Origin of the sequence: Limisalsivibrio acetivorans, assembly GCF_000421105.1 — a bacterium.
GTDB lineage: Bacteria > Chrysiogenota > Deferribacteres > Deferribacterales > Geovibrionaceae > Limisalsivibrio > Limisalsivibrio acetivorans.
On sequence record NZ_ATWF01000001.1, the window covers coordinates 1,086,622 to 1,098,124 of the forward strand.

12 protein-coding genes are annotated in these 11,503 nt (G+C 49.9%); 5 read left to right on the forward strand and 7 right to left on the reverse strand.

Translation table 11 applies throughout. From position 1 onward, the window contains the following. The first annotated feature begins 24 nt into the window (after window positions 1-24). From K300_RS0104995 to K300_RS0105010, 4 genes are read left to right on the forward strand one after another with little or no spacing between them, the layout of a single operon-like run. Complete coding sequence (locus K300_RS0104995) at window positions 25-381, forward strand: succinate dehydrogenase, cytochrome b556 subunit (protein ID WP_022850571.1); 357 nt, start codon at window positions 25-27, stop codon at window positions 379-381. Between the two features lie 12 nt (window positions 382-393). Continuing rightward, the gene (locus K300_RS0105000) at window positions 394-702 is read left to right on the forward strand and encodes a succinate dehydrogenase, hydrophobic membrane anchor protein (protein ID WP_022850572.1); all 309 of its coding nucleotides are present in this window, start codon (window positions 394-396) and stop codon (window positions 700-702) included. A gap of 25 nt (window positions 703-727) precedes the next feature. After that, window positions 728-2,497 carry a succinate dehydrogenase flavoprotein subunit gene (sdhA, locus tag K300_RS0105005; protein WP_022850573.1) on the forward strand — a complete coding sequence of 590 codons (1,770 nt, stop codon included), beginning with the start codon at window positions 728-730 and terminating at the stop codon, window positions 2,495-2,497. Between the two features lie 16 nt (window positions 2,498-2,513). Continuing rightward, window positions 2,514-3,221, forward strand: coding sequence for a succinate dehydrogenase iron-sulfur subunit (locus K300_RS0105010; RefSeq protein WP_022850574.1), 708 nt, complete (start codon window positions 2,514-2,516; stop codon window positions 3,219-3,221). A 184-nt stretch (window positions 3,222-3,405) separates the two neighbouring features. Here the strand turns inward: K300_RS0105010 and K300_RS16025 are convergent, their stop codons facing one another. The 3 genes from K300_RS16025 to K300_RS0105025 form a co-directional block, all read right to left on the reverse strand. Continuing rightward, window positions 3,406-3,846, reverse strand: a complete 441-nt coding sequence (locus K300_RS16025; RefSeq protein WP_022850575.1) for a GNAT family N-acetyltransferase — start codon at window positions 3,844-3,846, stop codon at window positions 3,406-3,408. A 113-nt stretch (window positions 3,847-3,959) separates the two neighbouring features. Then, window positions 3,960-6,719 carry a fibronectin type III domain-containing protein gene (locus tag K300_RS16030; RefSeq protein WP_022850576.1) on the reverse strand — a complete coding sequence of 920 codons (2,760 nt, stop codon included), beginning with the start codon at window positions 6,717-6,719 and terminating at the stop codon, window positions 3,960-3,962. A 13-nt stretch (window positions 6,720-6,732) separates the two neighbouring features. After that, window positions 6,733-7,731 carry a hypothetical protein gene (locus K300_RS0105025; protein WP_022850577.1) on the reverse strand — a complete coding sequence of 333 codons (999 nt, stop codon included), beginning with the start codon at window positions 7,729-7,731 and terminating at the stop codon, window positions 6,733-6,735. 129 nt (window positions 7,732-7,860) lie between these two features. Here K300_RS0105025 and K300_RS0105030 point away from each other — a divergent pair, with 129 nt between their 5' ends. Next, window positions 7,861-8,355: a hypothetical protein gene (locus tag K300_RS0105030; protein WP_022850578.1), complete on the forward strand. Its 495-nt coding sequence runs from the start codon at window positions 7,861-7,863 to the stop codon at window positions 8,353-8,355. Here the strand turns inward: K300_RS0105030 and K300_RS0105035 are convergent. From K300_RS0105035 to K300_RS14605, 4 genes are read right to left on the reverse strand one after another with little or no spacing between them, the layout of a single operon-like run. Beyond that, entirely contained in the window at window positions 8,327-9,208 is an 882-nt protein-coding gene (locus K300_RS0105035) for a DMT family transporter (protein ID WP_022850579.1), read from the reverse strand. The genes K300_RS0105030 and K300_RS0105035 overlap by 29 nt on opposite strands. Before the next feature lie 19 nt (window positions 9,209-9,227). Next, window positions 9,228-10,313, reverse strand: coding sequence for a PAS domain-containing sensor histidine kinase (locus K300_RS0105040; RefSeq protein ID WP_022850580.1), 1,086 nt, complete (start codon window positions 10,311-10,313; stop codon window positions 9,228-9,230). Beyond that, window positions 10,303-10,851, reverse strand: coding sequence for a hydrolase (locus K300_RS0105045; protein WP_022850581.1), 549 nt, complete (start codon window positions 10,849-10,851; stop codon window positions 10,303-10,305). Before K300_RS0105045 ends, K300_RS0105040 begins: the two co-directional genes overlap by 11 nt. A gap of 23 nt (window positions 10,852-10,874) precedes the next feature. Next, window positions 10,875-11,471 (reverse strand): HAD family hydrolase, encoded by a 597-nt coding sequence (locus tag K300_RS14605; protein ID WP_040463049.1) that lies wholly within the window; start codon window positions 11,469-11,471, stop codon window positions 10,875-10,877. Window positions 11,472-11,503 lie beyond the last annotated feature (32 nt).

The following is an 11,503-nucleotide window of genomic DNA, read 5'->3' on the forward strand; positions in this document are numbered from 1 at the left end:
TAAAAAAACACACAGGAGTGTCAAATGCCAAGGAAAGACCTTGTAACCTACCCGAAGAAAACCGGGTACCGCAAGCACACCGGGATGGTCGCATGGCTGCTGCACCGAATAACTGGCGTTATAATCGGTGCTTATCTCATTATGCACGTTCTCGGCGTTTCCGGTACGTTTTCACCCCTCCTTGCCGTAACAGGGAGTGCTGTGATTCAGGCTCTGTTCCTCGTAAGCTTCGCTTACCACGCTTTTAACGGCGTTAGGATCGTTCTTATGGAGTTCGGCGCAGGCGCAGAGAGGGAGAACTTCTCGAAGTACTATATGGCGGTTGTTTTCATAACAGTCGTTATCGCAGTAATCGGCGCAATTCCGATCTTCTCATCCTAAGGAGGCACGAAGATGAATAACTACAAATTTATGGGCGCAAGCAATACCGGAACCCTCTCATGGCTCATGCAGAGAATATCCGGCATCGTTCTCATCGTTGCCGTCTTCATCCATTTCTTCTCTATGCTGAAGGGTGGAGCTCTTGGAATGATGCAGCTCGTTCTCGCTCCGGTAATCGCCTTCGGATTCTTCCATACTTTTAATGGTTTCAAGATGATAACCGACGACTACGTCTCTAGCTCCGGCTGGAGAGGAATTCTCCTTGGCGTATACTGGGTTGCAGGTGTAACTCTCGCACTGCTCGCCCTCAAGGTAATCTGAGAAAAAAGAACAAGAGGTTAAACCTATGTCTGTTAATGTAGAATATCATAAGTTCGACGTGGTTGTTGTGGGAGCTGGCGGTGCTGGCCTCAACGCAGCGCAGGTAGCGTCTCAGCACGTTAAAACCGCTGTCGTTTCCGAAGTTTACCCCACAAGAAGCCACACTATTTCCGCTCAGGGCGGTATCTCCGCCTCACTCGGAAACCTTGAAGAAGACCACTGGCACTGGCACATGTTCGATACCGTCAAGGGAAGCGACTACCTCGCCGACCAGGACGCATGTGAATACATGACCAGAAGGGCGCCTGAGATGATCATCGCCCTTGAGCACATCGGTCTCCCCTTCAGCCGTACTCCCGAGGGCAAGATCGCCCAGCGTCCCTTCGGCGGACACACAGCGGAGTTCGGTAAAAGAGCCGTAAAAAGAGCATGCTACGCAGCCGACAGAACCGGCCACGCTATGCTTCAAAACCTTTATGAGAAGTCCGTTGAGCAGGGTACTCACTTCTACAGCGAGTTCTATGCCCTTGAGCTTCTTGAAAACGACGGACACGTAAACGGCGTTATCTGTTACGACATCCAGAACGGCGGTCTTCACGTCTTCCATGCGAAGTCCATCATCTTCGCCACAGGCGGTAACTGCCGTATCTACCAGACCAACTCAAACGCACACATCAACACCGGTGACGGCCTTGCCCTCGCTATGAGAAAGGGCATGAGCTGGAGTGACGCAGAGTTCTTCCAGTTCCACCCCACCGGCATATACGGTGCAGGAAACCTTATCACAGAGGGTGTCCGCGGTGAGGGGGGTATCCTCCTTAACAAAGACGGCGAGCGCTTCATGGAGCGTTACGCACCCACTATTAAGGACCTCGCACCCAGAGATATCGTTTCACGCTCCATGATGAAGGAGATCCTCGAGGGAAGAGGTGTAGGCCCCAACGCTGATCACATCCTCCTCAAGATCGACCACATCGGTGCGGACGCTATCCTTGAGAAACTCCCCGGTATCCACGAGCTTGCACTCGTTTTCGCAGGCGTTGACTGTACTAAGGAGCCCATCCCCGTTGTTCCCACCGCCCACTACCAGAACGGCGGTATCCCCACAAACCACCTTACTCAGGTTATCAAAGGGGATATGGACGGCGAGGCTCTCGTTCCCGGTTTCTTCGCCGCAGGCGAGTGCGCATCAGCTTCAGTACACGGTGCTAACCGTCTCGGAACAAACTCCCTTCTCGACCTCGTTGTTTTCGGACGTACAGCCGGCGAAGAGGCCGCTAAATACGCCAAAGAGAACAACTTCGTTGAGCTTGAAGAGGATGCGGGCAAGGAAGGCAAGGCGCTTCTCGAGAAGTTCGCCAACGCTAACGGAACCCACACCTTCGGTACTGTATGGAACGAGCTCACAAACATCATGCAGAAAAACGTGGGCGTGTTCAGAACCGAGGAGCTCATGACAGAGGCGATTGAAAAGCTTGATGAAATCGAAGCTAAGATGGACGACTTCAAAGTTGTGGACAAGTCCACCGTTTACAACCTCGACCTCATCGAAGCACTTGAGCTTAACAACATGATTCTCGTTGCCAAGGCCGCCACAAAGGCTGCTCTGGAAAGAAAGGAATCACGCGGTGGTCACTACAGGGACGACTATCCTGAAAGGGATGACGAGAAATACCTGAAGCACACCGAGGTTTACCTTGAAGAAGACGGAAAGAACCCCAGAGTTACTCACAGACCTGTGCGTATGAAGCCGCTCACTGTGGAAACTTTCCCGCCTAAACCCAGAGTATATTAACGGGAGGACACGACAGATGAAGAAGGTAACATTCGAAATATTCAGGTACGACCCCGACAAAGATAACGAGGCGTACTATCAGACATACGAGGTTGAGATACGCAGAGCAGGTTACCTTATGCTCGATGCCCTCAACCAGATCAAATGGGAGCAGGACCCCACCCTTACCTACCGCCGTTCCTGCCGCGAAGGTGTTTGCGGCTCAGACGGTCTTAACGTAAACGGTGTTAACATGCTCTCCTGCATGACAAAGGTAGAGGATCTTAACAGCGACCACATCATCGTTCAGCCCCTCCCCGGAATGAACGTTATGAGAGACCTCGTTACAGACGTTGATGACTTCTTCAACAAGTTCATCACCGTTAAGCCCTACCTTATAAGGAAGTCTCCCACTCCCGACAAGGAATTCTATCAGTCCCCCGAGGACAGAAAGCTCCTTGACGGCCTCTATGAGTGTATCGCATGCGGCTGCTGTTCTTCCTCCTGCCCCTCCTACTGGGCGGATGCGAAGTACCTCGGCCCCAACGCTTTCCTCAGAGCATGGAGATACCTTGCAGACTCCAGAGACGAAGGTGCAGAAGAGCGTCTTCCCATCCTCAACGACCAGCACGGTGTTTGGAGATGCCACACAATCTACAACTGTGTAGAGGCATGCCCCAAGGAACTCAACCCCACCGATGCCATCGTGAAGATAAGAAAGATGCTTCTGGACACCCAGTTCTAAGAAATCCTTGGAATGACCTTATAAAGAGAAAGCCGCCCTTTTGGGCGGCTTTTTTTATTGATTAAGCTGTATCTCTGATATCAGGCAGTGCGGTTAATCACATCGATTTAAAACAAACTGATCTCAAACCCAAAAAAGAGGAAGATTGCCCGCAAGTACTATATCTCACTGGAAAACTTCAGGACTAGCTCCCCGTTGCGAGGCTCTTTTTCATGAGTACGCATCCGTCCTTAGCCTCTTGGGCCGGAACAAACCCATGCTTCTCGAAGAAGCCCTTAGAGTTCTCCGTTGCAACAATGGCAAGTTCCTCCCCTTCGGACTCCTCTTCAATCTTATTGAGAAGAGCACTCCCAACACCTTCACCCTTTCTGGCTGAGTATATTAGACTGATATGTGACGGTTTTTTCAGCTCCGCCGCTCCAACAATATCATCGCCGTCCACTGCAACGAACATACGACTATCCTCTTCAAGCCTCGAAAGTATCTCGTGGCTGGGGCTCTGGCTAAGAAATTCTCCCCATCTCTCCTCTGGAAAAAGGGGGGCAACCTCTTCCTTAAAAACCTTCTGGATCAGCTCCGAAACATTCTCCGCTTCACACGGACCCATCTCATCTACGGTTATCATCTTATATTCCACCTTGTGCTGATATATGGATCATATCATATTCAATCGGCTGAGCTACTGAAATAAAAAAAGGCCCCCAAAAGGGGGCCTTGAAATATTAGGTTTTTATCGGCTTATTTGTCAAGCGTTGTGTAGTTGTATATTGCTTGGATACCCGCCGCATCAACGGCTGTATAGTACATCATGAGCGAATCAAGGGAGCCGCCCATAAAGCTTGACGTACCCATATATGAGCCAAGGGTGGTATCACCATCCGTTACGGAGGCAAGCCCTGTGAGGGTAACGGTCTTTGTATTGTCAAGCGCTCCGTTTATGTAAACCTCCATCGTACCGGGCGTATACACAACAGCAACATGAGCCCACACCCCAGGGGTAAGCTTGGAGGTGGAGAACATGTAGTCGTGGTTTGTTCCGTCATCGATGAAGAAGTAGATAGAGTTGTCGGGCTCAAGGAAGGCCTCGTAGCTTGTCTTCGAGCCATTCGCATGGTCTATGATAACCCCGTTGCTTGAAGGGTCTATCATGAAAGCTATTGTGAGCTCATTACCCATGGCTCCGATGTTATGGTCGTTGGTGAAACCAATGTACTCACTTGATCCGTCAAAACTGTAAGCCTCATTTGCGGTACCGAACTGATCCGTTGTGGGTGTTGCATTAACAATAAAGTTCGAATCTGTTCCATCGAAGCTGTAGTAGCTCAGCATGGCGGTTTTGGGGTATGCCACGTTGCACTGTTCCGCAGAGAGGGGACCCGTTACGCCGGCGTTAACACTTGCAATGGCGTAGCAGTATACGGGTCCGTTGCTGATGCCGTTGTGTGTATAGAGGGTATCGGTTATGCCCGTTATGGCATTGTCAGCATCGGTTACACCGGTTCCCTCTTTCCAGTAGATGGTATAGCTGTCCGCATCCGCAACGCTGTCCCATGACATCTGCATATCTGTATCGCCACTGTCCACATCGAAATTGGCCGGATAGGCTGGGGGTGTTACAGCTGTGGTCGATGCACTCGCCTCTGCAGAGGGCATACCCTCACCGTTTCCGTTAACGGCCGTAACGATGTAGTAGTAGGTTGTTCCGGCATCGAGACCGCTGTGGGTGTACATAGTATCCGTTATACTGCTTATCTGGTTACCGTTTGTAGTAGTAACCCCCGAGCTTATGCTCCAGTAAACGTTATAAGAGGTTGCATCTGCAACGCTGTCCCAGCTGAGGTTCACCTGCTGATCACCCCCCGTTGCCGAAAGATTTGCCGGTACTGCGGGGAGGAAGTTGTCATCAGTCGTTGCTGAAACCTCAACGGAAGCAGGGCCTTCACCATTAGCATTAACCGCTGTGACGATGTAGTAGTAGGTCGCGCCATCAGCGAGGCCAGTATGGTAATAGTAGTGATTCGTTATTCCGGCAACCTTGGTTCCCGTTTCAGTACTTACTCCGGAGCTTGTGGAGTAATAAACGTTGTAGGATGTTGCATTGTCAACGAAATCCCAAAACACGCCAATCTCGCCATGACCGCCTGCAGCCGATACGTTAATGGGTGCTACGGGGGGGACTGAACCCAGCGTTGAGCCAGAAGCCTCAGAGGAAGCAGGGCTCTCACCCTGGGCGTTCTCTGCGGTCACGATGTAGTAGTATGTTGTTCCGCTTTCGAGCCCTGTGTGCTCATAGTAATGGTTCACTATACCGCTTATCTTCGTTCCGTTGGAGGTTGTCACCCCGGGGGATGTAGACCAGTAGATGTTATAGGTGGAGGCATCTTGAACCGTATCCCAGCTTATGTAGATCGTGCTTCCGCCGCCGCTGGCGAAAACGTTCTGGGGAGCTGTGGGGGCAACGGGCTCGCCTGTTGTGGTGAACATAAAACTATCATTGGAGAGGTCATCACCGCTTGCTGCTGTAACTCTCACCCTGTAAGTACTAGAGTGGCTAAGTTGATCTGCGGGAATCGTATAGGAGGTATCGGATACACCGATAGTTTTCTTCTCTCTCGCACCCGAAGTTTTATTAATAACCTCAAAATAGAGGGTATCAAAGGAATTAACCCCTGTATTCTCAGGAAGTGTCCACTGGAAAGTAGTTTCAACGCCAGGATCAAGGGTTGAGAACTCTGTTATAAACTCAGGATACTGGCTGAAGATCGTTCCAATACTGAACTCTGCATCGAACATGTCCTTTTGACCGAATGTGTTAGTAAAGTGTATCCTGGCACTGAATGTATCGCCGATACTTAAAGTATCACTGGGTGTAAAGTCCTGATAGTGATACTTTTTAAAATCGCTTACCGGTACAGAATAGCCGTTATTGAACTGAACCTCATTATCATCGCCATCGATAAAAGTACCAGTATTTGATGACTCGTAAATGTAGAATTTATCGATTGAATCTGTACACTCTGCATAAACCATAAACTCACCCGTCTCACCTTCACGAAGGGAGCCTATACTTGGCGAAGGCAGCTTATACTCGCTCTCGTTCGCATAGACCATGAGATCAAGGTAGTTGTTCCCCGGCTGGATGGTAAGCTTACCGGAGCCGATATAAACCAGAACCATTTCATTATCGTATCCCTTCACCTTGAAGTAATACTCTTCTCCGTCTACAAGATCCTCAACGGTGAAGCTGCTCTTCCCCTCGTTGAAGTAGGAGAGGATATCGATGGTCTGGGGTGAGAGATCGGGCGAGGCGGGAAGAACCTCGAAATTGAGGATGTGTAGTTCCTCAATGAGCCTCTGCTCCGGCTGTTCAAAGTTCAGGCTTATGCTGAGCGACTGCGCCTTATTATCCGAATCGGACGTTCCGCCGCTCCCTCCGCACGCTGTGAGAAGGAACAGGGAAAGGACTACCATTATCAATGCTTTAGTATATTTAATCATGCTTCAGTCCCCCTTAGAAAGGTGCTGATACGGAGGCGAGGAAGGCCCACTTTCTGCCCTCTTCATCCTCGACATCATCATCGTAATCCGTGGCAACGGGGATAACCACTCCTGCCACAAACCAGTTCCTTTTATAGAACCTTGTCTGCACGGTGAGAATGAGATCCGTAGCGGCCATGTAGTCGTCTGAATCCTCCCAGTCGCCATCACCCTGCTTTATCTGACCCTCTGCAACACGAAGATAGCGTATCCTCGCCGCTGCCCTTATGCGGTCGTTGAATTTATATCTGGTTCCGCCGGAAAGGGTTATCTGTCCGCCCCTTTCACGTTCCTGATCCGTGTCGCCGATTGCGTAGTCGGAGCTGAAGAAGTGCCTGTAAGCAACATCACCAAGGATGGTAAACCTGCTTGTCCCAACTCTGTGGCTCAGCTTCTGCGAAACATACAAGGAGTATCCACCTGAGCCCACGGGAACGGCAAATTCGCTGTCCTCACCGTCTGCATCGCCGGTGGGGAGGGTTACCATCAGGTCGGTTACGGATTCTGTTTTGCTGGTTTTATAGGAGAGCCAGCTGAAGCCTGCGGATATGTCTCCAATTCCGCTTCTGGTGTACTCTTCACCGTCATCATCCTCAATAGTACGCCTTACGTAGGGGAAGGATGCCTTGAGCTTGAATCTGGGTACAAGCTTATAGGACACGGGCACAGAGATAATCTGTGTATTGGGAGTAATAAATGTGTTAAGGGCAATGCTACCCCTGTTGTACTGGGGCGTTACCTCTACGGTGTTTCCATCTCCTGTTTGTGCCTCATCATCCTCGAAGTAAGGCTGGTCGGAGATAACTCCGGTGTTAATGTCGTCACCGCCGTAAACGAGTTCGTCCGTTCCCCCTTCGTACTCATGCTGGCTGACATCACCGTCTGAATAATCCAGATTGACTATCAGATCACCGGCAAAGGCCTGAGTAGAGAGGAGGGCAAAACAGAGTGCTGCAAAAAGAAAACGCTTCATCAAATCCTCCTGGTTCCATGCTTGTTAACAAAGATATAACATTGTGCTATATCTTTTTATAAACTTTGATTTGCTCCCTGGTATTTGCTAATCTAATATATATTCTAACACTCATATGGAGGATATGCTGTGAGATTTTCACTTTTTATAATGGTGTTATTGATACCAATTATCATCGGATGTTCAGAAGCAAAAACATGCAGTCTTTCCAAAAACTTACATATCGTACCAGTACATTACGGAGTAGATGCCTCGGCAGGTGTCCCCTTCCTCACAGCCCTCGAATATGATATGGAAAAGACGCTGAAAAAGGAGTTCCCCAGCTACAGGGTAACGAGGGGAGAGAATGCTGAAGAGATAGACCTGATAGTGAAGATGGAGTGCGTTACGTACTCCGACCCGTCAAAATACACAAATAAACTCTCACTGGGCATGGCGGGAAGGGGATCCATTGAGATAGCTGTTCAGCTCTTCAACCCCCAGGGGTATCAGATAGATGAGGAATACCTCATGCTGAACATACACCACGGCAAAACCTTAAAGGCGAGGGAAGAGATCGTGGAGGAGGCCGTTGAACTGGTGAGGGATGAATGCCTCAACGGCGTAAAGCCTGCCGCCTATTGATGATGTATACCGCTGTAATTGCTGTAAGCCCACCGATAACTGTGCTCATATGAACCGGTTCGCCTATGAAGAACCAGCTCAAAAAAAGTGCGCTGGCGGGAACCATGAATATGAAGCTGCTAGCCTTGGCGGAACCAAGCCTGTCGGTGCAGAGGAAGTATACGGATGTTCCGAAGGTCGTGGCAAAGAGTGATATCATCAGGGCGTTGCTCCAGAACAGTACGCCGAACTCCGCAGGGTTTGATAGCTCGCCGCCGAGCACAAAGACATAGTCCAGAAGCGCCGTAAAGGCAAAAAGATAGAAGCTGAATGCCATGGGGCTCATCACACTGCGAACCCTTGCACTCAGGTTTGTGAGTACAGCCCATGTCAGTGCAGCCAGAAGAAAGAAGATATTTCCGCTCTGGTAGAGTGTAGCTATATCCATATCCCAGATTCGAAGGATTATAAGCGCACCCGTAACCCCCATAAGCAGACCCATATAGTCGGGCAAGCGAAGATTCTTTCGTGTTATCAAAGCATTTATCAGGAAAGTCAGAACAGGCACAAGGGTTGTGACTAGTACACCTCCAGCCCCTGCAAGCCCCGTTCGAAGGCCTGTGAAGAAAAGCTCGTTGTATATGATAAGTAGAGCCGCCCCCGCAAGAGCAGCCAGAAAGCCGGGGAGGCGAAACCTGAACGACTCCTTCAGCCATAACATAACAGGGAGAAATGTTAATGCTGTAAGGAAGAAACGCCAGAAAACAAGCTCCTCTGGGGTGGTGAAATCCACCAGGATCTTCCCGTTTACCCATGAACCTCCCCAGGAGAGCATAACAACGGGCATTAGGAGCAGAAGCAGGGTATTGTTCATATTATAATGTCCTCAAATATTAAAGGTTAAGGGGTATCTCCGCCCATACGGTGGTTCCCCTCTCTATGGTGCTCTCGAAACCTATCTCGCCACCATGGACATCTGCCATCAATTTTGCGGAATAGGTCCCAAGCCCTGTCCCCCCCTCCTTGCCGGAGGTTGAGTACCTCTCAAAAAAAACGGGCTGAACCTCTTCGGGGATCACGCCGAAGTTATGTACCTCAAAACGACGTACATCCCTGTAGACAAAGGTTTTAACCGTAATGTCACACCTCTCCGGAGAGGCCTCCACAGCGTTCTTGATAAGGTTTGCCATCATAAGGGAGATCAGCTCATACTCACCCCTGAAAACGGGGCATGGAGCCTCACCAAGTGGGATTCCGTCTATAAGGAAGTTGATGCGGCACCCCTTTTTCCCGGCGAGCCTCTCAAACTCCTTAGAGAGATCCCCAAGGAGTTCGCAAACGTTGCAGGGAGCGGGCTTTAGCTCGTAGGTCCCCTCCTCCATCCTTATAATATCAAGGGAGTGCTCAATGAGCCTGAGCATCTGCTTGCCGCTACGCATTATATAGTCCACATACTCACGCTGCTCTTCTGTGAGCCCCTCCTCAAGGGAAAGAAGCTCGGCGCCCCCAAGTATGCCATTAAGGGGTGAGCGCAGGTCATGGCGGACAATACGCTCGGTATCCTTACGGAGCTTTTCGTAGCGCTCCCTTTCGGTTACATCACGTATGACCGCTGTGAAAAGAATATTCCCTTCACGCTCCCACTGGGTCAGCGACATCTCCATAGGAAACTCTGTACCATCGATCCTTCTGCCTGAGGCCACGATAGTTCTGCTGTGTATATCCATAACACCTGTTTCTGCGGCTTTGCGTATATAATCACGCCTGCTTTCACGGAACCGCTCGGGCATCATCTCTATTATATTAAGACCAAGAGCCTCGTCCTCGGAGTACTCGAACATCCTGCAGAAACCGTCATTCACATCGATGATACTTCCACGGGCATCGGTGGTGACTATAGCCTCGGCAACACTCTGCACAAGGCAACGGTAATGGTAGAAGCTTTCGGCTTCTGCGGCGTTCCAGTCTTTATTTGACAAGCTTTGATACCTGCTTGAATTCGTCTGTTCCCGCCTTTTCCAGAAGCTGGAACAGAACGGTTTCGGTTACAGTAACGATGGCTCCGGCCTTCTCCATGTAGCGCAAACCTATCTCCCAGTTGAACTTTGCCCTTGAGCATACTGCATCGGCGGCTATGTGCACCTTAAAGCCCTCCTGAAGGAGGTCTATGGCTGTTTGAAGAACGCAGACATGGGTTTCCATACCTGTGAGCACAACAGAGCTTACACCGGCGTTTTTAAGCTCCTCAATAAAGCTCTTCTCACCGCAGCATGAGAAGGTCACTTTCTCGAAATGCTGGTTTTCGATGAGTTCAGCGATCTCGGGCACTGTGTTCCCAAGCCCTTTGCTGTACTGCTGGGTATGAAAGACGGGTACATCTACGATATTGAACCCTTTGATAAGCTTGATTATATTCTGCTTTATCCTCTCATAGACCTTATTGTCCATGGCGGGAGCAAGCCTCTCCTGTACGTCAACAACAACAAGGGCGCTTTCATATGCCTTAAGCTGATACATAAACAACCTCCAGATAGCTAAGTTTATATTCTGATCATAGTGCCGAGCTTTTCCTTCACATCGGCAAAGTTTGTACAAAGTATCCCGTAAAGCCCCATCTTAACACAACGCTCGATGTTGCCCGGGTTGTCATCTATAAAGACAGCCTCATCCGGTCTAATGTTCAGTTTTCTGCATGTGTCGGTGAAGTAGGATTCGTCCCTCTTGCTCTTTCTGTCGTGGTAGGAGTTGAAAACATGGTCGAAGTTCTCGAAGAAGCCGTCACGCTCGTTAAGTTCGTCGAGCCAGTGGGTCTGATCGCTCAGGATTACGGTGGTGTAATGTTTTCTGATATCCTTAACCAGCTCGATAACCTCGGGGCGTACAACGAATCGGCCGAGGATCTCATTCTTCATCTCGGCAACGCTCATGCAGAGATCCGTCTTCTTTGAGACAGCCTCCCAGTATTCCTCCTCCCGGACCGCTCCAGTCACAAAGCCGGTTTCGAAAAGTGTATCCACACATAACTTAAAGAAGCCCTCGGGCTCATGCCCGCATTTTTCTGCAATTACACGAACACCTTTTGCCCAGCCCTCCTCGGCTATAACGCCGCCGAAATCGAATATAACTGTGGTAATCATATCATCTCCATAACGGGAATTATGAATATTTG